Source organism: Paraburkholderia polaris, from assembly GCF_012927345.1.
In the GTDB taxonomy this organism is placed as follows: domain Bacteria; phylum Pseudomonadota; class Gammaproteobacteria; order Burkholderiales; family Burkholderiaceae; genus Paraburkholderia; species Paraburkholderia polaris.
Window position 1 is genome coordinate 1 of the sequence record NZ_JABBGJ010000031.1, and the last position, 24,203, is coordinate 24,203.

A 24,203-nucleotide genomic window follows, 5' to 3' on the forward strand; every position below is an offset into this window, starting at 1 on the left:
CGCAGCCTCACGGGTAGCAAAACCGGCCTGCTGCCGGGGGCCGGACTTTTTGCAAGGAACAACATGACGATCGCTGTCGATCCGCGTACGGACGAGTTATTCGTCTACAACCAGACCGCGGACGTGACGCAGATCCAGGTGAGCGTTTTCGCCGCCAAGGCGAACGGCGACGTGCCGCCGGTACGGACAATCAGCGGTCCAGCCACGGGAATCACTGGCTCTGGCTTGCCGGGAAACAAGATCGCCATCTCCTCGGACGGGCGGCTCCTTGATGCCGAGCCGAACCTGCGCATTCTCGCGTTCGCGCCGGGAGCAAGGGGGAATGTGGCGCCGTCTCAGGTCATCGAGGACTCCACCCCCGGTCCAGTCACCCTGGGCGGGATCGCGGTCCGGTCGAGAGGAGGCCGGCAACATGATGGAAATGACGATGATCAATGAAACGGACGAAGCTGGTGGCAAATAATCCGATCAAACTTAGGCCTCTAGCAACCAACGGCCGCTTTGGGTAAATCTGAAGGTCTGTTCAGGGTCGCAAGTACTCATCCGGTTGCGGTGAGACCGGTCATTCGCGTCCGCCGACGCGCGAATGACAGGAAAGCGATCCGTAGCCGCTTGACCAACGCCGATACTCGAATGACGGCAATGGCCGAACCGCAGCCCTTCCGTCGAATAGGACGCGCCTTAGGAAAACGCAAACGACAGGCGCCCTACCCCGGCCCGTTTGCCACGGTATCGCCACCACGCAATTGCCGCGATAATCCATCTCGCCACATCTGTTACCCGAGAATTGGGTGGCTCGCGGCCGCCCCCTTCAAGCCTCGAAGGCCCTAGATCGGGCCGTACCTTGCCGCTCGTCTAGCCATCGAACGGTGCTTACCAGGAGCGGCAGCACACGGACACATTGCCTTCGTTCGGACCAACGTCGCTACCCGTCCGCTGAAGAATCGAACCGGCCGGAAACTTTTGATGCCCCCTCTCCCGGGGCGGGGCCGACGAATGACTGGTTCGGCACGGGCTGTCAAGATGCGCACCGCCCCATCGAAGCGTTTGTGGCGAAAACACACACCGCATTTTTTGATCTGAATACCCGCAAACGATTGCTTATACTCTGTGCACCTCTTTCTCCGAGGCGCATCGTATGCGGCATGAATGGCTTGAATATCTCCAGCGACTCGACTGGAACACTCCGATGATTTTGGCGCTGGCGTCAGGGGCGGTCGGCTCTGTCATAACGCTCGCGTGGATCTCAGCAAGGGACGCCAAGGAGCGCAAGCGTCAACGACGCGAGACTGCATTGAACCTTGCGTTATCGCTGGAAAGCTACGCTCGAACCTGTCGAACAATGATGCATAAGGCCGCTTGGGCAACAGCGGAGTCCACCAGCCCTATCAGCCGCGATGCCAGCAAGGGCGTCGCCGTCCCGGCCTTTGCCTATCCGGACAAGGTTCAGTGGCACGTCCTGAGCCGCAAAGTTATCTCCGAGCTGCGCGAATACCCGGCTACGGTGCATGCCGCTCGGGAGTATGTGGAAGCGTTCCGCGAATTCGGTGAGCCGATCGACCTTTGTGGCCAGGTTGAATACGAATGTGCTAAGGCTGCGATGGCAGCGTTAGCACTTGCCCGGACCACGCGCCGGCGGCACGGAGGCGCGACGTGGAAACCGGGCGCCAAGGATTCAGCCATGGAGCGCGAACTGTCCGACTTCATCGCGAGCGCTGAAGAAAAGCGCAAGGCGTCGCTCGAGCATCGAATGGAGTCCACAGTTGGTCGGCGAGCTGATGCGCAACCGTTCAAACAGGCGCTAAGCGCCTGAGGCCTAGACGAGACAAGCGGATATCACTCTGTCAGGCGTTTCACGGCCCTGAACTGCCCTTCTTGCAGTCGTCACGTCACCGGCCGCTTCCTCGGTCTTACGGACATTAGTGTCGACGACCGTCCTACGACATGTCTTTGATCCGCTATACGACGAACTGGTCTTCCACGCTTCCTCGTAGTCAGCGTTGATAGCCGAGTTTCAGCGCGCCGTCATGGCAAGGATGTCTTGTGCGTTGGTACGCGGACCAGAGGGTGGCGCTCTCCGAGATGACGAACACTGGCTCGGTGACCCGGCAGGCAGCCCTTCCCCATTAGCACTAGCTGAAAGTCATGGCTGGAGGCAACGTGTGCGCCTCCAGCGCCCTGCTCGGCAATCCCCTCATCGCGCGTTGCGCGCCTTTACTTCCAGGCACCGAAGACGCCACCGGCGATTTATCCGGTGCGGTTAGACCACCGCTCCATGTGGCGCCAGTTTCCGGGTCTCGGCAATTTGTCTGTAGATTGCCTCTCGCAACGGCAGCCGAGTCCGTCCTGACATTGGCCGCCGCCCGAGGTCTCGGATTGGAGGCGATCGGTATCGTTCGGATACCTACCGATGAAATTCACGAACCACATTACACTGGGTTTTGACCGGTTCTGGTGGGATGCGAATGGCGACCGGGGCGCTTCGACCGCTGCACCGTCTTACTGCCCGATGTATTGGTGCCGGATGGCGTGCAGGCAGAGCATCTGGAGGTGTATAGCGCGGCGCTACTACTCAGCGGTGGCATAAAACAGATGCTTGTTGCGATCGGCAAATCAGCGAAAAGAGACCAGAAAAAAGGCCTGTTCGTGACACAAACGCGCGCATATGACCGATAGAATTTCGTCCTATACACACGTGACGCACTGTCGCGCGTTCGATATCTGTCAGATCACTTTCTCACATCGGATTTCCGGTTAATTCAGCATGACACGGCTTGCACGGCACTACGTCCCAGAACAACCGCAGCACGTTATCTTGCAGGGGCTCACGGGGCCCACATTCCTGGACGAAGGAGACTACCTGTACTTCCTCGCCTGCCTGGCAGACGCAGCGCGCGTCGCCGATCTGGCAGTCCACGCATGGGTACTCATGCCTGACGCGATACAGTTCCTCGTTACTCCTTCATACGAGTCAAGCGTGGCCGTGGCGATGCAGGCGATCGGCCGTCGCTATGTCGAGACCTTCAACCGCCGCCATGGACGCCGCGGTACGGTGTGGCGTGGCGGGTACCGGGCGACAGTGATTGAGCCCGATCGGTATTTCCTGCTCGCGAGCCAGGTCATCGATCATGCGCCAGTGCGCAACCGCCTTGTAGCCGAGCCGGGAAACTACCAGTGGTCTAGCTACACGCACCACATCGGGCTGCGTGTCGATAACTTCATCAAGGACCATCCACTCTACCGGGCGCTCGGCAATACGCCGTTCGAGCGCCACCAGGCTTACCGCGATTTGGGCGTACAGCCTATTGACGAACGCGAGGTCAATAACCTGATGCAGTCGACGCTCAAGGGCTGGGTGCTCGGAAGCGCCGCGTATTGCGAGTGGGCGGCGCAGACAGCCAACCGGCGTTTGATGCCTCTGCTGCTGCGCGACCGGCCGCCCCGAGGCTCGCACGACACGCGCCCTCGCACACGTGCGCTAACCAAAAGATAAACAAGCAAGGAAACCTTGCTTGTTTGAGAGGTGCTACGTCAGGTCAAAGCGTTTCAATCCGCCCGGCCGCGGTCCCGAAACCACCCTGCCCATCGCGTTCATCGTCGAACGCGGTGGCCGTACGGGAATACGCGGTCACGTCGACCGGTCTGTCCTTTTGCCCGAGCCGAACTCGAATATCCTCATTCTCGGGGTCGAAGAGTTCATGGCAGTGAAGGCATTCCTGCATGGTGACTGAGCGTGCCGCCGCACTTCCTGTTTTTGTCGTTTTCCGTACCACGTTGAGACAAACTACTGGGCCATCGAACATCGAACTACCGCAGCCGACATAAAGCAGCCATTCGAGTGGCCGCGCATTCAGTCGATCCGATGACCGGACATGGCCGGACAGTGTCCCCTTACTGTCCGGCCGATCGTGGCTTAAGCCTCCGTCTGCTCTGCCATCTCGAGCGCATCGTCGACCTCGATGCCCAGATATCGCACTGTACTTTCCAATTTCGCGTGGCCAAGTAGTAGCTGTACCGCCCGCAAGTTTTTCGTGCGGCGGTAAATTAGCGACGCTTTGGTTCGCCGCATGGTGTGCGTCCCGTATGCCGTATCGTCAAGCCCGATCGACCCTATCCAGCGATGCACCAGGCGGGCGTATTGACGCGTCGAAAGGTGCGGCGATCCGTGAATGCGACTCGGGAACAGAAAATCGGAAGGCGACAGTCTCGCTAACTTGATCCAGGCTTCCGCGCTATCTCGGGTTAGCTCGGTGATTTCGAACTGAACCGGCCGTTGCGTCTTCTGCTGCGTGACCGTTGCCCGTGAAGCAACGCGCTGACCAAGGCAGATATCACGCACTCGCAGCTTGGTCAGATCGCACGCTCTCAACTTGCTGTCGATGGCCAGATTGAACATCGCAAGATCGCGCGTTCTTGCCGCCAGTTGCAGACGGATCCGGATCGCCCAGATTTCTTTCAGTTTCAGCGGTGGCTTCTGCCCCGTCAACTTGCCTTTATTCCAGGGCACACGCGCTGCACTGAGAACGGTAGTCGCGTCCATGACAATCTCCTTTCAAGTGAAGGGAGTGCCAGTCTGCGCCGATCACCGGGGACGATAACCGACCCAACTCAGCCGTTCAACCCAGCGCAGCCTCGACGGCCGCTATCAGCGGTACAGCGGCCATCCGCCAGGGCAAGTCGAACAACTGGCGATCGAAAGCGGGCGATCGCCGTCCCACCGGCGAGTTGGCCCATCAACCACTTCCAGGTCAACAAGCCTGTTCTACACAGTGTCATTGCGCACCGACTTTCGCAAACTCGGTTGGACGCGACGCGCTGCGTTATTACCTCCTGATTCTTATCAGATCGTCCGGCATGCTGGGTAGCCGTCTGCCGGCTTGACTTCGGCAACTGATCGTTGGCCCTGTTCGACCCAAGCGCGGATCAAGCGTGCAGAATCAGCTTCTGCACGCGCCAGTTCAGCAGTTCGGCGACGAACAGCACATTCTCCGACGGGCACGCCATCTGATGAATCCAGCCGAATTGCTTCGGCTGCTTGCCTGATTTGCCGAGCATGCCGAGCAGCTTGCCGTCGAGCGTCATCTTGTAGATACGGCCCGGAAAAGCGTCGGCGCTATAGAGCACCTGATTCGGTCCGGGCGAGATGCAGATGGCCCACGGCGAGCCTGGCGCAAACGTGCCGGCCGCGATTGCCGCTTCATCCGGCATGTTGCCGATCGCCGGACGTGCATCGGGCGGCACGGGAACGTCGATCGTTAGTTGCCGCTGGAAATTACCTTCCGTGTCGAACACCTGAATGCGCCGGTTGCTGCGGTCCGCGACATAGATGTTGTCGTGCGCATCGAGCGCGATGCTATGCGGCGTATGAAACCGCCCCGGGCCGGTGCCGCGGTCACCCCAAGACTTGATCCAGTTGCCGTCGCGATCGACTTTCGCGACGCGCGAGTTGATATAGCCATCGCTGATGTACGTATTGCCTGCGACGTCCCACGCGACGTCGGTCACCTGGCGGAAGCGGCCGGGCTCGGCGGGCAGCGGCGGGTTCGGGTGCTTTAGCGGGCCGGTGTCTTCGTCGGCGGCTTCCTGCTTGCGGCCGAACACCATTGCGACGCGTCCATCTGGCGTGAACTTGATCACCATGTCGGAGCCTTTGTCCGTCACCCAGATGTTGTCCTGCCGGTCTATCTTGACCGTATGCGCGAACGACCATGCATACAGGTTGTGTCCTATCTCGCGGATGAAGCGTCCGTCGGGCGCGAACTCCAGAAGTTGTGCCGCAGCCGCGCCATAGGCTGGCCCATTCGTGTTGCCGCGTGACAGCACGAAGATGTGCCCATGCGAGTTGAGCGCGACACCGGAGCATTCGCCGAGATACGTGTCTTTAGGCAAATGAACGGGATCGGCAATCGAGTCGTAAGCAATCGACGGCACCGGTTGTGCGTCCGCGAAAGCCGGCGGCATCACGAGTCCGGCAGCGGTGCCGGCAATAAGGCTCATGAAAGTACGGCGACTCATTGCCCTATGCTCGGCGCTGCCACAGCACGGGCAAAACGGCCCATATTGCTCGCTCATCCGGTGTCTCCTGTGTGGTGTGTCACGTACTGCCTGGGACTAGCGTACTCAACGTACGGAACGTGCAGAGGCAATCGTAGTGCACAAAACGCTTAATAGCTAAGTCGCCTTTCGGGTCGCGGCCCGGCTGTGCGTTGAAGCTTGAGCGGTGACACCCGCACGCGGCCAAAAGGCGGCTTCCCCATGTGCACCGGACATCTGAGTGTCAGCTTTTGCGCAAAGCCTGGCGGCCGGAGTTGGCCGTGTTCGGGCGGATGCGTTGAGCGCATGCTGACCCGTCAACTGCCGTTCGCCGCGCGGCAGCGGTATCTCAAAAAGGTTCAATGGCCAAGCCTGACTTTTGTCCTCGTGTGCACCGTCGAGCTCGTACGGCCACTTGGGATCCGTAGCGAGCACCTTGTTATTGGTGTGCAAGGTGCTCGCGCCGTGCCCGAAACGCGGTTCGCGACTATGCTGTATGGGCGATGTGAGGATTGAACTGGATCCACGGAGGGCCGACCATGAACGCCAACGCAGCGCCTTTCTCGACCACGCTGACCCGCTTGCTGGCCTGCCGTCATCCGATCATCTGCGCGGGCATGGGCGGTCCTGCGCGCGCGGAACTGGCCGCAGCGGTATCGAAGGCGGGCGGCTTCGGTCTGCTCGGCATGGTGAGGGAATCAGCCGCGACGATCAAGCAGGAGATCGCGGCGGTGCGTGCGGCGACCGACCAGCCTTTCGGCGTGAACCTCATTCCAGGCGGCACGAAGCCCGAACTGCTCGATGCCGAACTCGACGCCTGCCTGCGGGCACGCGTTCCGGCGATGTGTTTCTTCTGGGACGTGTTTCCCGATGTCATCGAACGCGCGAAACAAGGCGGCGCGCTGGTGCTTTATCAGGTCGGCTCGCTCGACGATGCACTAGAGGCGGAGCGTGCTGGCGCGGACGCGATCATCGCGCAAGGCGTCGAAGCGGGCGGACATGTGAGAGGGAACGTGGGGCTGTTGACGCTGCTGCCCGAGATCGCGTCGCGCGTGCGCGTGCCGGTGGTGGCTTCGGGCGGAATTGCCAATGGCGCAGGTCTCGCGGCGGCGCTCGCGTTGGGCGCAGCCGGTGTGCATTGCGGGACAGCGTTTCTCGCGACGCACGAGTCGTACGCGCATGAGTATCACAAGCAACGCATCGTCGATGCCAGCGCGGGCGACACCGTTCATACGGACATCTACGCGATCAACTGGCCGGCTGGCTCGCCCGTGCGTGTGCTCGCTAACAGCGTGACCGACGAGGTACGTGATCATCCGTTCGGCAACGATCCGTATTCGTTGCCGGGCGAAGTGATCGCTGAAGACGAATGGGGACCGATACCGAAGTACAGCACGGTCTCACCGTTGCGGAGCACTACGGGCGAGTTGGAAAAGATGGCGTTATATGCGGGTCAGTCCTCGGCACTGGTTCATGCGCGTGAGTCGGCGGAAGAAGTCATCCAGCGGATATTGAGTGAGGCAGTCGGGACTCTTGATCGCTTGCAGGCTCAGCGCCTCCCCGCTCCGATCCGCCGCCGGGCGCAAGAAACGGATTGACCGGTCCTGCGCGCCTCCTGCGCGTTGCGCGTTGACCGGAACGCTCCAACCGATGGGCCCGCCGCTATGACGCCATCTGCGATTCGAATAACTATTGCCGGGTAGAGGGACTTTCGAACGTCCGCCTGCCAGAACCAGAGAACGGTGCTTCACGGCCGAACCCCTAAGTTCGTCCGCGCCTCAGGGGCCAGCCCCTTTGCCGGCCGCGAATTTCCGTAGCCGACCCTAAGCCGTCAATTGGTCAGAGTTCTGCCGAATGCCCGGTGTCGAACGTGCAACTGCCGTTCGCACATGACACCGCAAAACTACTGTGCTCCTCGTGATGTTCGATCGCGTCAAGCAGCGAATGGCACTCTGGTTTACGGAGCCTCGCGCAATCTGTCCTCAGGCATGCGCTCTGAAGTGAAACTGCAGTCGGCCGTCCGCGAAAGGTAGGCTCGACAGGTCGTCTGTTCCGACCTCCTGCTGGATCAGCAGGTTCAGCTTCGCGTTCATTTCCATCATGAGAGCGCCGTGCAGGTCAGATTGGGCCGCCAGGTTGTTCACCTTGCCCGGGTCGGTGTAAAGGTCGTATAGTTCGACGTCATTGTCGGCGAGCAGGTCCGCAAGCGTCGTCGGCTCGTTGAAGCGGGACAGCGCGAAATAGCGGCTGAAGCGGTATCGCCCGTCGAACACACTGCGAATTGCGCCACGTAACCTCAGGTCCGGCTGCAACGCAGCCGCACGACGATGCATCTCGGCTGGTGCGACGCCGCGCTCGCGCATCGTATTGAACTCGGCGAGCATCCACTCGCTATCGTAGTAGAGCAGCATCGCGTAGTTAAAGAGCGCCGCCTCGCGGATGGCGTTGACGTCGGCGCGCTCGGGCTGCGAGAGCAGGTGGGCGAAGCTTGTTCCTTTGGCAGCGAGGCCGGTAATGCGGGCGTGTGCATCGGATGGCGCACCCGTCAACGGCGGGCAATGGCTGCGTGGAAAAAGAAAGGTGGGCTCGAAAAGTACTATGAGCGAATCGTGAACGGCATGCTCGAGCGCGGCTACGATCGCGCATTCGCTGACAGCATTTTCGAACAGATCAAGGGGTTCGGCGAGTATGGGTTTCCTGAGAGTCACGCGGCGAGCTTCGCGTTGATCGTGTACGCAAGCAGCTGGCTAAAGTGCCACGAACCTGAGGCGTTCCTTGCGGCCCTTCTCAACAGCCAGCCGATGGGCTTCTACTCCCCTTCGCAACTCGTCCAGGATGCCCAGAGACGCGGGGTCAGCGCGCTGCCCGTCGACGTGACGGTAAGTGGATGGGACTCGTCGCTCGTCAGCGAGACGGGCACAGCGCGGCCCGCCGTGCGGCTTGGGATGTCGCTGCTGCGGGGCATGAAGGATGGCGCCGCCGAGCGCATCGAGATCGCGCGCGCGGTCCGGCCGTTCTCGAATGTCAACGACCTCGCTCGCCGCGCTGAGCTCGATCGGAAGGATCTGCGCGTACTCGCGGAGGCCAATGCGCTGGCAGCGCTCGCTGGCAACCGCCGCGAAGCGCTTTGGCAGTCGATCGCGGCAGTCCCCGACCGTGACATGTTGGCCGCGGCCGCCGTCGAGGACGAGACGCCCGAGCTTGGTGTCCCGACAGAGGGGCACGAGATCGTCGCCGACTACCGCTCCACTGGGCTGACCCTTGGTCGGCACCCCCTCGCGCTGCTGCGCCCCCAACTGCTGGCGAACCGGCTGATGCCGGCGGCGACGCTGCGCACCTATCGCGACGGCAGACTCGCCCGTGGCTGCGGCCTCGTGACGGTGCGCCAGCGCCCCGGTACCGCGAACGGTGTGCTCTTCCTCACACTGGAGGACGAGACCGGCAATGTGAATGTGATCGTCTGGCAGAGCGTCTTTGAGAAGCAGCGCAAGGAAGCGTTGGGCGCGTCGCTACTCGGGGTCTATGGCACCTGGCAATGCTAGGGGGAAGTTCGTCATCTGATCGCACAGCGGCTCGTCGACATGTCGCATCTGCTGGGTGACCTGCAGACGGCGAGCCGGGACTTTTGCTGACGGGCTGGAGCCCCGTGTCCGGTCAGGGTGCGACTTCGTGCGCGCGCTCCACGCGAGGCACGCCGCGCTCACGGGCTTTCCACAGATCGTATGCAGCCTGCTGGGCGACCCACAGATCCGCATTGCCACCGTTCTCGACGCCAATCCATTGCTCGATGCGCAGCGCCATCTCGGCCGAGAAGGGGCTCTTCTCGTTTACGATTCGCGAGAGCAAAGTGCGCGTGACGCCAATCTGCTCTGCTGCTTCAGAAATCGACCGTCCGAACGCCAACAGAATGTCTTCCCTGAGCGCTTGCCCCGGGTGCGGAGGCTTGTGCATCATTTCCATGTACCTCAGTGGTAGTCCTGCTACACGCGACTATCGCAGCGCATTCTCGACATGTTGCGCGCTCCAGCCGCTTTTCCCTTACCCAGTGACGATCAAGTCGTAGCGTTCGAGGGGCACGGTTTCGTGCCGATCGTCTCGTCGCGGTCGTCAACGTCGGCGCCCGAGGTCGACAAAGACGAACCGCTCCCCGTTCTCGCGGTACTGGATCGCTTCGCGCCAGCCGAGGGGATTTTCCTATGTTTGGTCGCTCGTCTGCTCGAATACGGTGCTGCGCAATCTCTCCAGGCGTGCGACATAGGCGGAACTGCTCAGACCGTACCGGTCGATGCGGGCCAGGATGAAGCCGGCCGCGTCGTCCATCCCAAGCTGCGCTGCCAACGTGGCCGTATCCAGCAACTGATCATCCCGCGAGCCACGATGCTGGCGCCCGAATGCGAACGATTCCATCACTTTTTCCAGGTATTCCGGCATAGATGCTTTTCCTCTTGTCAGACCTTCTCCCGACCCTAGCCAAAAAGGGCCTCGGGTCGGATCAGGGGTCAACCGTACTGTCCCCGACGCGGGCTGAGCCGTTCAAGATCGATCTGCCGAAAGGCGGCAGCATCGTAGAATTCATGTTTGGCCCGGGATCCGAGCTTGAGCATCGGAGCTATCGTGGGTGGCGGTCGTCGACCAATCCAACACGTTTAATGTGAATTGAATCGTCGCCGACTTCGACGCTGACGCCTAACAGGTCCTGATGCTGCTTAAGAAAGTCGCCGACCCATTTGAGGTCAACCGCAGCGCCGACCGAAATGCCGTTAGCCTCAGGCGCCTGCCACAAAGCATTGCTCACAGTCGCCAGGCCAATGCGAAAGGGTACTGGCTTACCTCCGCTCGTAATTGTCTGTACGTGCGCGTGCTTTGCGTCAAGTAGCGCAGCCGCATCCCCCACGATCCGCTCGAACGTCGCTTGTTCGATGTTCATCTTCAGCCCCCCGATTAACGGTTGCAAACGAAGCACAAACGCGAAACTGGCGCCATCGGGTCTGTGCGAGCAGCTAGCGCAGTGACGAGTTGCGCTGCCAGCAGAAGCGCAACACCGAACGCCAAATAGATGATCAATCGCGTTGCCGGCCCTCCCTCTTCCCGTGCAATACGACCGATCGCCGACTCCCGAAAATGCTCACTCGTCGTGACGCGAAAATCGACAACGAAGAGCAGCACCGCGAACAGGCCGAGGACCACCGTCACACCTGGCAGTCGCAGGTAGAACGCGAGCGCAGCGCGCGCCACGATGATCCAGTAAAACAGCTTCCACGTCCAACAGGCCTTTCCCATCTTCGTACCTCTTTATCCGGTTCAGGTGCAGCTCGCGAACGAGACCACGCTGGCTTCGAGCCGTTCTCATGCTAAGCGACGGGTGTCACCATCGCCCCCATCTCTGCCAGCAACTCGATGATCAGATCTTCGTGGTCCGCGATATGCGCCGTTTTACCCAGGTCCTCAAACGGCTCGGTCATCCGGTCGCCAAACAGCATGACCGCTTGGGACTGATTATCCTGCTTGGACATCCAGATAAGGCCCTGCGCGGCGGGATACTGCGCCCAGAGCCATAGCGCCCACTCGCGCGTGCGCGGGTAATCCGACTTGTCGTCATCGAACAGGTCCGAGTGCTTCAGGCCAGCCGCCCGCAAACCGGTCGACGTGAGGTTGACCAACCGCAGCGCCCCCACCCCGATAGCGCTCATGTGCAGGTTCGAGGCGAGATCCCTCTCGATATCGTGCACATATCCTGCAGAAGGAACCGGCACGTCGTGGAGAACGGTCTCCATGATGGCTCCCCGCATAGTGCTTGCCGCATAGATAGTGGGAACGACCGCATCGGTAGCCGGCGTCCTTAACGGACTGAAGCGGGCATTTCCCCGCCCGGAGTCATTGAAGGAGGAGGCGGCGTATGCTCCTGTTTCTGGATCGAGGTCATGAACCCGATACCAGACCCCGGGCGGCACAGGGAGCAGCTGAAATGGCGTTTCCGACGGAGGCTTCAGCACGCTACCCATGCACCGGTCCCACGATGTGATCCAGGGCGGCGGCGACCACCGCTTTCGGGTCAGTCGCGAGAACCTCGCGGGGCCGCTTGCCACGCAGCATGCTACTGGTTGACTCGAACCATGACGCGATCCTGAACGGGCGGTAGCCGTCGAAAATCTTCAGCACCTCGGCGACTTCGGGAACCGGGTTTCCGAATTCATCGAAAATGTATTTGGGATAGAGCGTCACGCCCTTGTGTTCGATAAAGAACACCTTGCCTTCCTTCTTCCAGCGACTCGCAACCGCATGCGGGTTCGTTGCGTCGGGATTCTGCCGCTGTCCTACCTCCTGCGCCGTGAGCCACTCGGTACCGGATAACACGGCCTCGATCGCCTTGCGCTCGAGATCCGCCCTTACCGGTGACAGACGACGTACAGGCGTCGCTTCGAAAAGCTCCTTCAGCGCGCTACGTTCCTGTTCGTTAATGATCATGCGGACACGGACGCCTTGGGCTTGCATAAACTGGGACCACAAAACACGTACGTTTTCCGGCATTTCATCGACCGTGGGTTCCCCGATCTGGTCGAGGATGATCCGGGCTACCTCACGTGTAGCATCCAGTTTCCGAACAATGAGATCCCGTTCCTGCAGGTCGTTTTCTGGTTGCGCCCAGTGCGGCAGGGCCGGTACGCCGGTCACTGACGCATCCCGCCCCTTTTTATCAGATGACCCGGCCCCGCGAGGCCCACCCAGATGCCTTGCCATGATTCCTCCGTTGCGATGGAGAATTGTGAGTAGTTAAATATACATCACAATTATCACAACGGCAATCCGGCAATGCGCGCGCTTCGCCTCGTATGGGAGCTTGCGAGCCCACCGAGGCTTCTTGTGGACCGGCGTCCGTGCCACCGCCGCCTTCGCATGGTTCGAAGTCAGCGGCAGTAGAACTGCCGCTTGTTGGCGCGGTACGTAGTCGGTGTCATCGCAAGTTTAGTGCGGAAGAGTTTGGAAAGTTGCCCGCCATTGCCGATTCCGCATCGGCGGGCAATCTTGTCGACCGGGAGGCTGGTTTCAACAAGAAAGCGGCAACTCATGTCGAGCCGTACCTTCAGCAAATAATCAGACGGGCTCAGGCCCACTTCCAACTTGAAGCGGCGCAGAAAGTTCCGTTGGCTCATCGCTGCGACTCGCGCTGCGTCGACGACGGATATTGGCTGGTCACTGTGGGCCTCCAGCCACCGTGCAGCTGCCTCAATTCGCTCAGTCAGAGGAGTAGAGGCGTCTTTGCGAAGCACGGGCAACGATGTTTCAACGAGCGGCTGGGCGCGCGCGGCGATCTGACCCGCGATCTCAGGACCGAGGTCGCCCTGAACAACGGCTAGTGCCTGTTGCAGAGGGCTTGAGGCGGCTTCAGGAAGTTCTGTGCCGCACGGCTCTCGGCCAGCCCCGGTGCTATTGGCACGCCTGCGATCATCAACAAATTGTGCGAGTCCAGCCGCCTCCAGCACCAGGTTCCCGCCAGTGGTTGGGCATATGTGCCTCGCGCTCTGCGAGGTCAGACGCAGCCAGTCGATCAAACCCACGTTGTGGAGACTACGGTGCAAGCCTTGGCCACCTGTAATAAATAGTGCGTGGAGATCGTCGGCCCGTCGGCGCGCTTCGATACTTTCAGTGCAGACGTGCACCGATGATGAACTGGCTACTCTTCCCCCGGATGCGGACAGCAAATGGACGTCATAACGGGTACTGGCGAGCGATTCGGTCTCGGCGAGACTGTTGGCTGACTCGAACACCTCAATAATTGAAGCCATCTCGGGCAGCGCAAAGCCGCTAAATAAAGCTACTCCAATGTGTTTAACGGCGCTGATTTGTGGCAAAACGTGCTGTCGCCGTCCGCCGTTATCTTGAACGGTTGAAAAGTTATGCATTTTGATCCTCGGTAATCAATCAACCGACTTCAGTCGGATTTTATTGGTATAGACGTGCGAGCGCCCAGCAGTCGTAGGCCGAACCGAAGTCGGGTGATTTGCCAAATCAAATGCTTTAGACCGAGGGTGGGTTTGGCCGGAACACCGTTGCTCGCACGGGAGTGCTACCGTAATTAAACAATTGTATTGCACTTTACCGTCTGTCTCATTTCAAAATAACTTTGTTATTTCAACAGGCCCGCTTCACAGCGTCCAAAGTGAGGATGAAATCCGCGGCTGAAATATCTCGGGTGGGCACAGACGGCCGCATGGAGATTACAGCACACTCCCACGCTGACGAAGGTCGCGGCACCGCCGAGGGCAACAAAATATAGCAATATCCGTGGCGGCAACTTTGAAAGCGCCAACAACCTGAGCAATCCAAGGCGCGCACGTACCCGACGTTTGGACACAGTCCAGCGCGCCCGCTCGGCTGCGATCGCGGCCTAGGTCCTCTGCCGAGCGGAGTGCGCGCTGCTGGCCGCAGCCTCGGAAGCTTGTTTGGCGAGGACGCGGCCTTTGCGCGTTTCCCGTCAGAGTTTTTCGGTTGACCGATAGATAGTCGTGTTGTCGTCGCGCAGCCACTTCTCTCGTGAAGCCTTTCGGACATGCGGCCCGTTTGCGCAGGAGATGCGCCCGACCTCGGAAAGAGAGCACATTTCCTTCGCCATTCCGTTGCTTCACGCGTGTCACCCGGCATAACCTGATCTTTTGACTCGCGTGCCACATATCCCTGCGTGAATTGCGGCAGGCATGATCCTTGACTTCGACAGGAGCGGGGTAGGCTCGCCGTGTTATCTACGGGACGCCCACATGTTATTCAATATGAATTACCGCAACGTTGTCTTCGCGACGCACAACGGGATGCCCGGCATCGCCAAATATGGGATTCAAATGATGGAGGAAGGCGGCAATCGCCTGATCGGGATCCACATCAAGCAGGTCGAAGATCCGGTCGACTTTCACGAGGACGCCGTCGTGCGTGACGGAGTTCTCAATCGAGTGCTTGAGCTCGAACTGAAGGGTATTTCCGTGCGCTACATCCGTCTCGTCGTCAGCAGCCTTCAGACGGCGATGGAATACGAGTTCGCCGCCTATACGATGATCGCCGACACGGCAAGCGGCGGTCTGGTGAAACAGCCGATCGAAATCCACAAGGCCGAAATTCGTGCAGGTGAAGTTTGGCTCTCATCGGTCAACCCGCGCTTCGTTTCCAACGCAGCCTGAGACGCCAATGGGAGCGCTCAATCCAACCGACGAACAGCAGGTCGTTCTGCAACGCGCCGAACGTGGTGCAACACTGAAAATCAAGGCCTATGCAGGTGCCGGTAAAACCTCGACGCTGAAGATGCTCGCTGATCGCCGGACGCACCTCCGAGGCCGCTTTCTGGCATTTAACAAGGCGATCGCCGAATCGGCCAAGGCCAAATTTCCGAAGAATGTGCAGTGCTCTACGTGGCACTCGCTCGCCTATCGTCAGGTGGATCCTTATCTTACTCAAAAGCTCAACCAGCCAAAAGAGCGTCCCCAAGACCTAGCGAGCCGATACGGCCTCGGACCGATGCGTCTACCGTCGATCATGGGCAAAACTGTTGAGCTCTCGGCTTACCAGCTGGGCGCGATCATCGCAGACAGCACGGGACGGTTTTGCCGCTCTGCGCAGAAGGAACCCGATACGCGGCACATCCAGGTCAGTGACATGCTGGACGACAGAACGGCCGACGAGTTCAAGGCATTTATTCTGCCGCACGTGAAGCGTCACTGGGAGGAATGTCTTTCCCGCGATAGTAGAGCCGGTATCTCGCCGGACGTGTACCTCAAAGTCTGGGAGCTATCACAACCGATAATCCACGCCGACTTTCTGCTCTGTGACGAAATGCCGGAATAGCGATGGCCTGATGCTATCCGTGCTGCGTCGGCAAACGCATGCGCAAGTGCTGGTGGTCGGTGATAGTCACCAACAGATTTACGAGTGGCGTGGCGCCGTCAACGCCATGGACTACGTGCGGGCCGAAGAAGTAAGGCTCACCGAGTCGTTTCGCTTCGGGCCAAAGTTCGCGCGACTGGCGACGCGCGTGCTCAACCTCCTGGGCGAGACCATCCCCCTCCGCGGCCAGGCCGGCATCCAGTCCGAGCTCTTTGAAGATCCGGACGTCCGCCCGGAAGTCGATGCGATTCTATGCAGGAAGAACGCGACGGTCGTCGGGGAACTGGCGGGCGGACTCGGCAAGGGACATCGCGTCGCTGTCCGTGCGAATGTGAGCGAAATCCTGGCCTTCGCCGATGGTGCGGACCAGTTAAAGCGTGGGGAACGCGCGTGGCGCCCCACGTCCCTGGCGCTATTCGAAAGCTGGAAAGACGTGCAAGATTATGCGAGAACTTTCTCCGGCCGCGACCTGCTGCCGATCGTCAACATCATCGACACGCAGGGGACCGCCTATCTGCGCGCATTGCTCTCTCGCATCGAGCCGGATGAGTCGAAGGCCTCCTATGTGATCTCGACGGTGCATGGTGCGAAGGGTCTTGAGTGGAACCGGGTGCGCGTCTGCGGCGACTTTCGCTTCAAACAGGAGGACGACGGCACTATGACACTTTCGCCCGAGGAAACGCGCCTGCTGTATGTCGGACTTACGCGTGCGCGCACGGTCATGGACGTGTCCGAGTTGAAGTACGACTTAGGCCGGGTGTTCGCCGATCACGCAGCCCGGCGGGCCAAGGCGGCATGATGCGTAGGCGCTTATCTGCCATTCTATTCAGATTTCTTCGTGGCTACGCCTGGCTCGTTCTGGTCGAGTACATGGTTTTCGCAGCAGTCACGGCTGTTCACGTCGAGCGTTGCTGCACCGCCGCCCTATGACGTCCCCACGTGCACCGCGCACCCGCGCATCCAACGCACCGTAACCTGCGTCATCTCTGGGCGTCCCGCTTTTTCGTTTAGCTTCACCCCAAAGGAAAAGGCCCACAACCCTCCGCGCGAGCGGAAAGGTTGTGGGCCTTTTGCATGAAGCTCCGATCACCGCACCGGCGTCGCCTCGTTCCAGAGGGCTTTCCAGTCCCGTACGAAGCGGTCCGCCATCTTCGGTGCATGCCGGAACACGCAGGCATTCTCTGCGTGCTTGTTCGACGCCGCCGTGGCCGTGTAGTTGAACGAGCCGGTCTCGACTGCCGTCTTGTTGAGCACAATGTACTTTGAGTGGAGCATCGCCAGTGTGTTGTCGAAGCGGACCGGGATCCCGGCCGCGATTAAATCATGCACCTTCGAATACTGCTTTTCGTTCTCGGTTGTGTCGGCGACGACTGCAACCGTCACGCCGCGCTTCTCCGCGGCGATCAGGGCTTCGGCGATCGGTCGCGAAGTGAACTCGTACGCAGCAACCAGGATCGTCGCGTTTGAACCTGTGACGGCCTCGATAGCGCGTGTTACCGTTTCGAGCGAAGTACCTTCCGGTGAGAAGCCGCAGTCCCACGTCATGCCAGGTTCCGAAACCTCATCGGCAGATGCATTGAACGACGTGGCCGCAAGACCGGCCGCGAGCGCCAGTGCCAGGCCGAGGGCGTTAAGGCGCGTTTTGAGAATGGACATAATTTCCTTCAGGGTTAGGTGGAATGAGGTGCTTCTAGTGGAAAAGCCCCGTCGCTCCCTGTGAGGGAAAGACGGGGCGGTTGAATGATGGGAATGGATGCCGCCCGCGTGGGGTACGGGCGGCATGGGCCTACAGAGCCAGTGCAGCAACATCGATCACTGCGTCGGCTTCTTCGAGCAATTCAGGCGTGTGCGTGATGAAGAACTCACGTGCATACCCGCCTTGCTTCAGCACTTCACGCTTCATGCGAATGAACTGACGCTTCTTCTCGGGGTCGAGAGGACCGTCCGCTTCGTCCGTAAAGAGCGTTCCGTACGGTTGTCCGGCGATATGCGCGATGTACAGCGCAATACCACGCGTCAGGGACTCGTTGATCCAGACCTTTTGACCACCAGACATGACGCCGACGACCTTGGTGCTGTCGTTGTCAGCGTCGTGAACGAGGATTTCGAATCCCTCGCGCAGTTCGCCGTTTGCCAGTGCCCGTTGAGTCCGAATTTCGACGGTGAAACGCATGCCATAGCACGCGAGCAGCAGGTTGTTGACCTCCTGCGTCAGCGCCGGTCCGGCGTCATCGATCGTGAGAGCGATCACACCGTCGTTGCCAAGCCCCTTCGAGAGCAGCTTCCACTTTGCGATCTCGTCCGACAGCTGGCTTGCACGCGCTTGCGTTGCGTCGCAGCCACCCAGTTCGGTCTTCATCGCGTCAGCTTCAGCCTGACGCGTAGCCTGCGAGCGGATCAGTGCTTCGATCTGCCCATCGGTACGTGCCGTCTCGTCGCGGTTTCTCTGTAGCTGCAGATCCAGACCAGCGATCTCCCCAGCTACATCGACAGCCCCCAAACGCGCAGCCTCCGCGTTGACCTGCTCAAGCTGTTCGTTGTATTGCTTCGCCTGCGCGACGAACCGGTTGGCAATTGCGGCCGCCTCCTTGTCAAGCAGGGCAATGTCGCTCTGACACGAGGCCAGTCCTTCCCTTGCTTGCTCAATGAGAGGAGCACGCGCCGCCAACTCCGTCGCCTGTTGCAGATCCCGACGCGCCTGAACCAGTCCGGCGTTCACCGTATCCAGTTCCGTGCGCGCGGCCTGAAGCTTAGCCAGTTCGGGCGCGAGCGCCTTTACCTGCTTTTCCTTCTGACCGTACGTCTCGCGGAGCTTGCTAATTTCCACGAGTTGCACGTCATACCTGGCGTTTGCATCGCCCGCCTGCTTGTACAACGGGCACGAACGATGGACGTCCATCTCGCTACATGGAACAGCCTTGAAGTCGGCGGCCTGCTGCTTGAAGGAGTCCAGCACTTCCTTCTTCGCCCGGCCTTGCTCCAGCAGGCCTCTGACCTCAGCCTCGAGCGTCTTCAGCGTGAGGGGCGTTTCTTCGAGCCCCTTGATCTGGGTCTGCAACTCCAGGGCTCGCGCTTCTCCGCGACTAATCCGAAGCTGGGCGTCTTCACGACGGGCCGTAGCACCCTTGATCACCGCTTCCTGTGCGAGCGTCGCGTTGTTTGCCGCAACCGCTTTCGCGATCGCCGCCCGACGCTGGTCGACGCGTTGGGTCGCCGCCTTCTCTTCGTTGACGTTCGTCGTGATCAAACCGGTGACTTCGGTCCGACGCTGCGTGAGCTCACGAACACGAGCTTCGACGGCCTTGCTTTCGGCCTGCTTTGCAGCGAGCGTCGAGCGTTGCTGACCGAGCGTGGCAGCTTGAGAAGCAAGCGTTTCACGCGCCTTGCGGGCAACGTTGAGCGCTTCGCCATCCTGGTCGATTGCCTTTGCCGTCTGACTCAGGCGCTCACGCTTCGACGCGAACAACAGAACCTCCTGTTGTGCGGCATCGAGACGACGTTGGAGGCTCTTTGCGACGTCGCCTGCCTTGGCAGCAAGCGCCTGCAACTGATCCACCTTGAGCAGTTCAGCCAGCAGCGACTTGATCTCGCCTGTGCCATACGACGCAAGCGGTCGCCGATTCTGTGCCGAAAAGACGCTGGTGAAGAACTGTTCGAGCGAACCGCACACGGCTTCGAGGCAGCGGTCATAGTTCTCCGCTTTCCCATCCGACGTGCGACCGTCCGGAAGCGTGACAGGCTCCCACTGCCCGTCGGCGTCCTGCACGGTCAGGTAGTAGTCGGCCTTGCCACTTTTCCCGGTCTTGCGGAACGAGAAAGTCGAGCGATAACGCCGGTTGGCGTGCTCCCAATCCATAACCTTTTCGGCCTTGGCGCCGTAGATGTGATCCCAGTAAGAGAAGGAGTCAACCGAGAGCTTCGATGCCTGGGAAGGCATGATGCGATACGGGTGCAGGTTGTCCATGATCGTCGTCTTGCCTGACCCGTTAGGGCCTGACAGAGCGATGAGCCCATTGGGCAACGACTGGAAATCGATCGTGATCGACTCACGCTTCATCCCGTCGCGCACACCGATGAAACCGGTCAGGGTGACAGTTAGAGGCCGCATGACTGACCTCCGTCAAACGGCACGTAGTCGAAAACCGGCTCCCACAAATCGTCAGGGTAGCTGTCGAGTTCCGGGACCACGTTGTCGACGGACGCGGCGGCTTGCGGCTCTTCCTTCTTGAGCGTGCCGGCAATGGCCTGTTCGACCAGGCTGACCGTCCAGCGGAACTTGCGGTTCGCGTCGATCAGCAGAGCGTCCCAGTTGTCGAGATTGCCGCCCATCATGACCTTGAGCTCGCGCCCAGACCACTGATCGGCATTGCCGGTGTTGTACGACCACAGCAGATGTTGCAGTCGCACGTCCGGCACCACGACAATCTCCGTCGCCGGGCCGCTCGTGTCCGCCATTACCAGGAAGCCGTGATGCGTGGCGATTACTGCCCCGCGCTGGGGGCCGAAGGGTTCGGTCAACGCTCCGGCCACCAGCCCGGCGAGTTGCGTCAGGCGCTCCTGAATGACCAGAGCAGCTTCCGACGAAGTGAACTGGCGGACCCATTGGGCGCCAGCGGGATAGATTCCAAACATGTTGCACTCCAGAGAATGACGGAGTGCTCCCCTGGCGGGGATACACCCCGTCAGGGTTTGAGATGGATCGTTCGTCGGGTTAAGCGGCGAAGAGATCGCCCCCGCTGAGCCAGTCGAGGTCGTCGGCCGCGGCCACCGTCGGCGGCGCTTCGCGTGACGCTTGGATCAAGGAAACGACCGCCGGGGCGGAAGTCGCCTCGACATTTGAGAGTCGCGCGAGAACTGCCTCGGCTATTGCTTCGGGGTCGTCCATCGCGAGCAGTTGCAGGCGCTCGATCAGGGGTTCCGCGCCGACGTTGGCGAGCTCACACCAGCGAGCAAGCTTTCGATCCACCGTTACTTCCTGGCTGATACCTTCGGCGCGACTCCTCATAACGGGCAGGATGCGTGCGTCGAGCTTCAGGCCAGCGGCCTTCGAGAACAGCGCCTCGATCGCACTCCGATCGACAATCTGGCGATGCTCCTCATCAATCTGCCAGCGCACACGCACGAAGCGATCTGCAGAAGAGTTGGCGAGTTCGGCGAGCTGCTCCATATCGGGCGGCCCGTCGAAATCGATCGTGACCATCTCTCGCGAGGGTGTCACAACGAGCTCGGATTGAGCGTCGCCGGCGGCGACCTGCCACATGAGGTATCCCTTGTCGCCCTCTTCGCCGTAGTGAAAGCGGCCGACCGAACCGGGATAGGCGATTTGCTGACCAGCAAGAGTCCAGAACTGGTACTTGTGGATGTGTCCCAGCATGAACGCATCGCACTGCGCTGCGAAGAGAGCCGTCACCGAGAACTCATGGTCGAAGCCCGCCATCATGACGCCGTGCTCGGTCGTGCAGCCATTGACCGTGCCATGCGAAACACCGACGGTCGGCACACCGGCCGCACGCAGAACCGCATTCACCTTGCCCGCCCTCACGAGAAAGCCCATCAGGACTTCCGCGAGTTCGGTCGAGGCATCGGCCGCACCTACGCTGATCGCAAGCTGACCCTTGTGGATGGTCGGCAGGCAAGTGAACACCACTTCCGGTTGCTGCGAGAGCACCGATTCCAGTTCGTCTGCTTCAAAGACGGGCCCGGCAGACGGGACGAACTTGCGGTTGACGAGCGCCACTTGCTGGACTCGATCTGCGACGAATACGTCGAAGCTGGCACCCATCAACGCGAAGTTGTCGAGGGTGCCCGGCGGCTCGTGCGAGAAAGTGCCTTGAAGCATGAGGACCGGCATCGCGTCAGCCATGCGGTGTATCTGCGTGGCCAGTGCGTTCAGTGCAGGAGCATGAGCATCGAGCCGATGATCCGTCGAGTCGCCTGAGATGACGCCGACATCAGCACCCCTCCGTATCGCGTCACCTACCGCGAAAGTGAAGCAGCGATCCGACTCGGCCAGATTCTCCGGTGAATAATGCAAGTCAGAACATTGAGCGATTTTCAAAGTCGCCTCCATAAAGACAAATGGCGGTCCGAAGACAGCCAGATGGATAGGTGCCAATCGGCACGAGATAAGGGGATGTCCGCGTTAGCGGGATGTTCGATGCGTCTTTGACGCTACGAATGTGGTGTGTTTCAGGAAGCCGGCACGACACCGCTCGGCTTTCCAAAAGGCACTGTTCATCGTTGGCAGGGGGCGTGGGGCACCGAGGGCATGCTGCGCCAATCCCGTCCTGCCGATAGGCCGGACGGGAAGCGCACAGGAGTTCCCCTTGTGGGGGAACCCAAAGAGGGAAAGACAAGACTCACACGTACTGGGTGACGCTGGCGACGACTACCTTCATCTCTTTTTCGAAGGCTGGACGATCGTGCCACGCCTCCATGAGGCGGTCGTTCACCGTGTCCAGTTCCTTCGCGCGAAGTGACCAGCCTTCACCGTACTTGACGCCCGCGTATTTACTGAACAGCATTCGACGTTCGTCCGTATCGACGCAGAGGTCCTTGAGGAGCCCCTTCAGACGCAGGCGTTTGTCCTCGATCGACTCGTCCGCCACGGACGGTTCGCCAGCGGGCGGAGGCGGATCGTCTTGATCGCCGTGGGTAGCTTGCGGAGCCGAGCTGTCCTCGCCTTCATCACCACCGGCCGGAAAATCCGGCGCAAGCGATTCTGATGCGCTGGAGTCCCCTGGAACGGAAAACGGATCGACCGGTTCGGCGTGGGCCTTGTCATCGGCCATGGACGCTCTCACGTCCGCGATGTCGACCACGTTGTCCGCGCGTGTGTCACGCAGTGCCGGTTGCCGGCTGTCTCTGTCTCTGGTGAGGCTTTCCGACAGATCGACCTCGGCGTTGAGGATCGGAATCCACTGCAGCGTGCGGACGTACTCGCCATCTTTCTGACGAGAAATGTCGATCTGCTTTTTGTTGATCCAGAGCACGTTGCCCGATAAACGACCGTTCGCGTGAGCGAACATCTCCATCGCCTCACGTGCTTTCCCGATGCCGTACATGGAAGTCGTCACCAACTCGATGAGGCCCAGGCCCTTGATTTCGGGGATCGCGAAAATCAGGGAGGCGTTCAACTTGCACTGACCGGACTGGAATTCAGGGCAGAGGTTTGTGTTGCAAACCCCGTCAGGAATATCGTCGTCCTGTCGATGCACTTCGATGCGCATCCCGAAGTTCTTTACCGCGCGCTTCGCACGTTCGTCCCGCCCGACTTTCGGGTAGGTCTTGCAATACCGCACCCCACCTTCGTACGCCGAGAAGAATTTGCGACCGCTTTGGGCCCACGTCGTCAACTGGTGAGGAGCGTTCTCCAGCCAGTCGTTGAACGCGAAGACCACCGGGAACTTGTACAGCTTGACGCCTTCACCGCGGTCCTCGCCATACCGACGAAGAATCTCGACAGCGATGTCGGGATTGGTGAAGTCCGAACGGCGACACGTGAAGTACTCGACGTTCTTCGGAACCAGCGAGTTTTTGATCCGGCACTGTCGATCAATGACCGATTCAATGGTCTCGAACGATTCGCCAGCCCCAACTAGATCGTCGTAAAGCTTCACCGCCTCAGCGTTGGCGCGAACTGCGGCTTTAAGCACCTTGATACCAGGTCGGATCTTTCCGATCGTCGGCGGACGCAGCGGGCGCTCTTCGAACATGCTGCGAGGCGCCACATTGGTCATGCTTATAGCATTACTCATGAGAACTCCTTCGGAGGATTGAGCGGCTTGCGTGGGCGGTCGACTGCACACGGACTACTCGGGAGAGGGGTGTGTCACTCTGGTCGTTGCGAGAACGACGGCTTGGTGACGGAGGGAAATGAACCTGCTTTTGGCAGACCAAAACGAAAAAAGCGCGACCATCCGTTGGGATGACGCGCTTTTTGCATAATTTGAAGCGGTGTTTGCCGCCGGGGGAAACCTACAACGCCCCGACCCTTTCGGGGTCGAGGCGTGCAGGGAGCCTAAGGCTCACATTCGGTACGAGTATGTCGTACCGCGCGCACATGTTCACGGCGCGAGAAGTCCCATTTCGAACCGAAGTTCGCCGCAGGAATCACGGATCAACCAACTACATCGCTCTACTTTGAAGGCCCTTTGAGAGAGACTGCCGATTCAAAGCTCAAGCGAGTCGCGGCGCAATCCATGCGGCCAGAGACGAGTTTTACGGTTGCGTAAGGGGAGCAGGGGCATTGCTCATAAAGAAATATATCCACACCGTTGCCAAACGGTCGGAGCATGCCAGAG

At 60.2% G+C, this 24,203-nt stretch carries 21 protein-coding genes and 3 pseudogenes; 9 read left to right on the forward strand and 15 right to left on the reverse strand.

The window, feature by feature from the left end; genetic code table 11:
* The 4 genes and pseudogenes from HHL24_RS26435 to HHL24_RS26450 all read left to right on the forward strand — a co-directional run.
* Positions 1 to 438 (forward strand): annotated as a pseudogene (locus HHL24_RS26435) (hypothetical protein); the annotation flags it as partial.
* Positions 439 to 1,138: 700 nt separating this feature from the next.
* Positions 1,139 to 1,813: a hypothetical protein gene (locus tag HHL24_RS26440; RefSeq protein ID WP_169488303.1), complete on the forward strand. Its 675-nt coding sequence runs from the start codon at positions 1,139 to 1,141 to the stop codon at positions 1,811 to 1,813.
* A 951-nt stretch (positions 1,814 to 2,764) separates the two neighbouring features.
* Positions 2,765 to 3,482 (forward strand): annotated as a pseudogene (locus HHL24_RS26445) (transposase).
* A gap of 30 nt (positions 3,483 to 3,512) precedes the next feature.
* Positions 3,513 to 3,731, forward strand: a complete 219-nt coding sequence (locus HHL24_RS26450; protein ID WP_169488305.1) for a hypothetical protein — start codon at positions 3,513 to 3,515, stop codon at positions 3,729 to 3,731.
* Positions 3,732 to 3,913: 182 nt separating this feature from the next.
* Here HHL24_RS26450 and HHL24_RS26455 read toward each other — a convergent pair whose 3' ends face one another.
* Positions 3,914 to 4,540 (reverse strand): tyrosine-type recombinase/integrase, encoded by a 627-nt coding sequence (locus HHL24_RS26455; protein ID WP_169488306.1) that lies wholly within the window; start codon positions 4,538 to 4,540, stop codon positions 3,914 to 3,916.
* 383 nt (positions 4,541 to 4,923) lie between these two features.
* Entirely contained in the window at positions 4,924 to 6,072 is a 1,149-nt protein-coding gene (locus HHL24_RS26460; RefSeq protein WP_169488307.1) for a peptidyl-alpha-hydroxyglycine alpha-amidating lyase family protein, read from the reverse strand.
* A 500-nt stretch (positions 6,073 to 6,572) separates the two neighbouring features.
* Here HHL24_RS26460 and HHL24_RS26465 point away from each other — a divergent pair, with 500 nt between their 5' ends.
* Positions 6,573 to 7,631 carry an NAD(P)H-dependent flavin oxidoreductase gene (locus HHL24_RS26465; protein ID WP_169488308.1) on the forward strand — a complete coding sequence of 353 codons (1,059 nt, stop codon included), beginning with the start codon at positions 6,573 to 6,575 and terminating at the stop codon, positions 7,629 to 7,631.
* A gap of 384 nt (positions 7,632 to 8,015) precedes the next feature.
* Here the strand turns inward: HHL24_RS26465 and HHL24_RS26470 are convergent, their stop codons facing one another.
* Positions 8,016 to 8,582: a hypothetical protein gene (locus tag HHL24_RS26470; RefSeq protein ID WP_230417587.1), complete on the reverse strand. Its 567-nt coding sequence runs from the start codon at positions 8,580 to 8,582 to the stop codon at positions 8,016 to 8,018.
* Here HHL24_RS26470 and HHL24_RS26475 point away from each other — a divergent pair.
* A pseudogene (locus tag HHL24_RS26475) lies at positions 8,580 to 9,665 on the forward strand (helix-hairpin-helix domain-containing protein); the annotation flags it as partial. The gene HHL24_RS26470 and the pseudogene HHL24_RS26475 sit on opposite strands and share 3 nt — an antisense overlap.
* 22 nt (positions 9,666 to 9,687) lie before the next feature.
* Here HHL24_RS26475 and HHL24_RS26480 read toward each other — a convergent pair.
* From HHL24_RS26480 to HHL24_RS26510, 7 genes are all read right to left on the reverse strand, one after another.
* The gene (locus HHL24_RS26480; RefSeq protein WP_407947528.1) at positions 9,688 to 9,987 is read right to left on the reverse strand and encodes a HigA family addiction module antitoxin; all 300 of its coding nucleotides are present in this window, start codon (positions 9,985 to 9,987) and stop codon (positions 9,688 to 9,690) included.
* 240 nt (positions 9,988 to 10,227) lie between these two features.
* A complete protein-coding gene (locus tag HHL24_RS26485) occupies positions 10,228 to 10,464 on the reverse strand; it encodes a hypothetical protein (RefSeq protein WP_169488310.1) in 237 nt (78 codons plus the stop codon).
* Between the two features lie 178 nt (positions 10,465 to 10,642).
* Positions 10,643 to 10,960 (reverse strand): hypothetical protein, encoded by a 318-nt coding sequence (locus tag HHL24_RS26490; protein ID WP_169488311.1) that lies wholly within the window; start codon positions 10,958 to 10,960, stop codon positions 10,643 to 10,645.
* Between the two features lie 14 nt (positions 10,961 to 10,974).
* Positions 10,975 to 11,313 carry a hypothetical protein gene (locus HHL24_RS26495; protein WP_169488312.1) on the reverse strand — a complete coding sequence of 113 codons (339 nt, stop codon included), beginning with the start codon at positions 11,311 to 11,313 and terminating at the stop codon, positions 10,975 to 10,977.
* Positions 11,314 to 11,384: 71 nt separating this feature from the next.
* A complete protein-coding gene (locus HHL24_RS26500; RefSeq protein WP_169488313.1) occupies positions 11,385 to 12,035 on the reverse strand; it encodes an RES family NAD+ phosphorylase in 651 nt (216 codons plus the stop codon).
* Complete coding sequence (locus HHL24_RS26505) at positions 12,028 to 12,771, reverse strand: hypothetical protein (protein ID WP_169488314.1); 744 nt, start codon at positions 12,769 to 12,771, stop codon at positions 12,028 to 12,030. The genes HHL24_RS26500 and HHL24_RS26505 overlap by 8 nt, the downstream gene beginning before the upstream one ends.
* Before the next feature lie 167 nt (positions 12,772 to 12,938).
* A complete protein-coding gene (locus HHL24_RS26510) occupies positions 12,939 to 13,934 on the reverse strand; it encodes a GlxA family transcriptional regulator (protein WP_169488315.1) in 996 nt (331 codons plus the stop codon).
* An 864-nt stretch (positions 13,935 to 14,798) separates the two neighbouring features.
* On the opposite strand from HHL24_RS26510, the gene HHL24_RS26515 reads away from it, so the two are divergent.
* The 3 genes from HHL24_RS26515 to HHL24_RS44850 are packed head-to-tail and all read left to right on the forward strand — an operon-like array spanning position 14,799 to position 16,699.
* The gene (locus HHL24_RS26515; RefSeq protein ID WP_169488316.1) at positions 14,799 to 15,200 is read left to right on the forward strand and encodes a hypothetical protein; all 402 of its coding nucleotides are present in this window, start codon (positions 14,799 to 14,801) and stop codon (positions 15,198 to 15,200) included.
* Between the two features lie 7 nt (positions 15,201 to 15,207).
* A complete protein-coding gene (locus HHL24_RS44845) occupies positions 15,208 to 15,861 on the forward strand; it encodes a DEAD/DEAH box helicase family protein (RefSeq protein ID WP_329606747.1) in 654 nt (217 codons plus the stop codon).
* A gap of 46 nt (positions 15,862 to 15,907) precedes the next feature.
* Entirely contained in the window at positions 15,908 to 16,699 is a 792-nt protein-coding gene (locus HHL24_RS44850) for a 3'-5' exonuclease (protein WP_329606748.1), read from the forward strand.
* Between the two features lie 287 nt (positions 16,700 to 16,986).
* Here the strand turns inward: HHL24_RS44850 and HHL24_RS26525 are convergent, their stop codons facing one another.
* The 5 genes from HHL24_RS26525 to HHL24_RS26545 form a co-directional block, all read right to left on the reverse strand.
* Complete coding sequence (locus HHL24_RS26525) at positions 16,987 to 17,556, reverse strand: phospholipase D-like domain-containing protein (RefSeq protein ID WP_169488317.1); 570 nt, start codon at positions 17,554 to 17,556, stop codon at positions 16,987 to 16,989.
* 130 nt (positions 17,557 to 17,686) lie between these two features.
* Positions 17,687 to 20,008, reverse strand: a complete 2,322-nt coding sequence (locus tag HHL24_RS26530; RefSeq protein ID WP_169488318.1) for an AAA family ATPase — start codon at positions 20,006 to 20,008, stop codon at positions 17,687 to 17,689.
* Entirely contained in the window at positions 19,996 to 20,532 is a 537-nt protein-coding gene (locus HHL24_RS26535; protein ID WP_169488319.1) for a hypothetical protein, read from the reverse strand. Before HHL24_RS26535 ends, HHL24_RS26530 begins: the two co-directional genes overlap by 13 nt.
* A 79-nt stretch (positions 20,533 to 20,611) precedes the next feature.
* Positions 20,612 to 21,958: a metallophosphoesterase family protein gene (locus tag HHL24_RS26540; protein ID WP_169488442.1), complete on the reverse strand. Its 1,347-nt coding sequence runs from the start codon at positions 21,956 to 21,958 to the stop codon at positions 20,612 to 20,614.
* A gap of 301 nt (positions 21,959 to 22,259) precedes the next feature.
* Positions 22,260 to 23,657, reverse strand: a complete 1,398-nt coding sequence (locus tag HHL24_RS26545; protein ID WP_169488320.1) for a recombination directionality factor — start codon at positions 23,655 to 23,657, stop codon at positions 22,260 to 22,262.
* Positions 23,658 to 24,203 lie beyond the last annotated feature (546 nt).

Bases quoted from the DNA above. Each gene is read 5' to 3' on its own strand.
- HHL24_RS26440 (WP_169488303.1), top strand. From the start codon at position 1,139: ATGCGGCATGAATGGCTTGAATATCTCCAGCGACTCGACTGGAACACT.
- HHL24_RS26455 (WP_169488306.1), bottom strand. From the start codon at position 4,540: ATGGACGCGACTACCGTTCTCAGTGCAGCGCGTGTGCCCTGGAATAAA.
- HHL24_RS26460 (WP_169488307.1), bottom strand. From the start codon at position 6,072: ATGAGCGAGCAATATGGGCCGTTTTGCCCGTGCTGTGGCAGCGCCGAG.
- HHL24_RS26465 (WP_169488308.1), top strand. From the start codon at position 6,573: ATGAACGCCAACGCAGCGCCTTTCTCGACCACGCTGACCCGCTTGCTG.
- HHL24_RS26480 (WP_407947528.1), bottom strand. From the start codon at position 9,987: ATGATGCACAAGCCTCCGCACCCGGGGCAAGCGCTCAGGGAAGACATT.
- HHL24_RS26485 (WP_169488310.1), bottom strand. From the start codon at position 10,464: ATGCCGGAATACCTGGAAAAAGTGATGGAATCGTTCGCATTCGGGCGC.
- HHL24_RS26490 (WP_169488311.1), bottom strand. From the start codon at position 10,960: ATGAACATCGAACAAGCGACGTTCGAGCGGATCGTGGGGGATGCGGCT.
- HHL24_RS26495 (WP_169488312.1), bottom strand. From the start codon at position 11,313: ATGGGAAAGGCCTGTTGGACGTGGAAGCTGTTTTACTGGATCATCGTG.
- HHL24_RS26500 (WP_169488313.1), bottom strand. From the start codon at position 12,035: ATGGGTAGCGTGCTGAAGCCTCCGTCGGAAACGCCATTTCAGCTGCTC.
- HHL24_RS26505 (WP_169488314.1), bottom strand. From the start codon at position 12,771: ATGGCAAGGCATCTGGGTGGGCCTCGCGGGGCCGGGTCATCTGATAAA.
- HHL24_RS26510 (WP_169488315.1), bottom strand. From the start codon at position 13,934: ATGCATAACTTTTCAACCGTTCAAGATAACGGCGGACGGCGACAGCAC.
- HHL24_RS26515 (WP_169488316.1), top strand. From the start codon at position 14,799: ATGAATTACCGCAACGTTGTCTTCGCGACGCACAACGGGATGCCCGGC.
- HHL24_RS44845 (WP_329606747.1), top strand. From the start codon at position 15,208: ATGGGAGCGCTCAATCCAACCGACGAACAGCAGGTCGTTCTGCAACGC.
- HHL24_RS26525 (WP_169488317.1), bottom strand. From the start codon at position 17,556: ATGTCCATTCTCAAAACGCGCCTTAACGCCCTCGGCCTGGCACTGGCG.
- HHL24_RS26530 (WP_169488318.1), bottom strand. From the start codon at position 20,008: ATGCGGCCTCTAACTGTCACCCTGACCGGTTTCATCGGTGTGCGCGAC.
- HHL24_RS26535 (WP_169488319.1), bottom strand. From the start codon at position 20,532: ATGTTTGGAATCTATCCCGCTGGCGCCCAATGGGTCCGCCAGTTCACT.
- HHL24_RS26545 (WP_169488320.1), bottom strand. From the start codon at position 23,657: ATGAGTAATGCTATAAGCATGACCAATGTGGCGCCTCGCAGCATGTTC.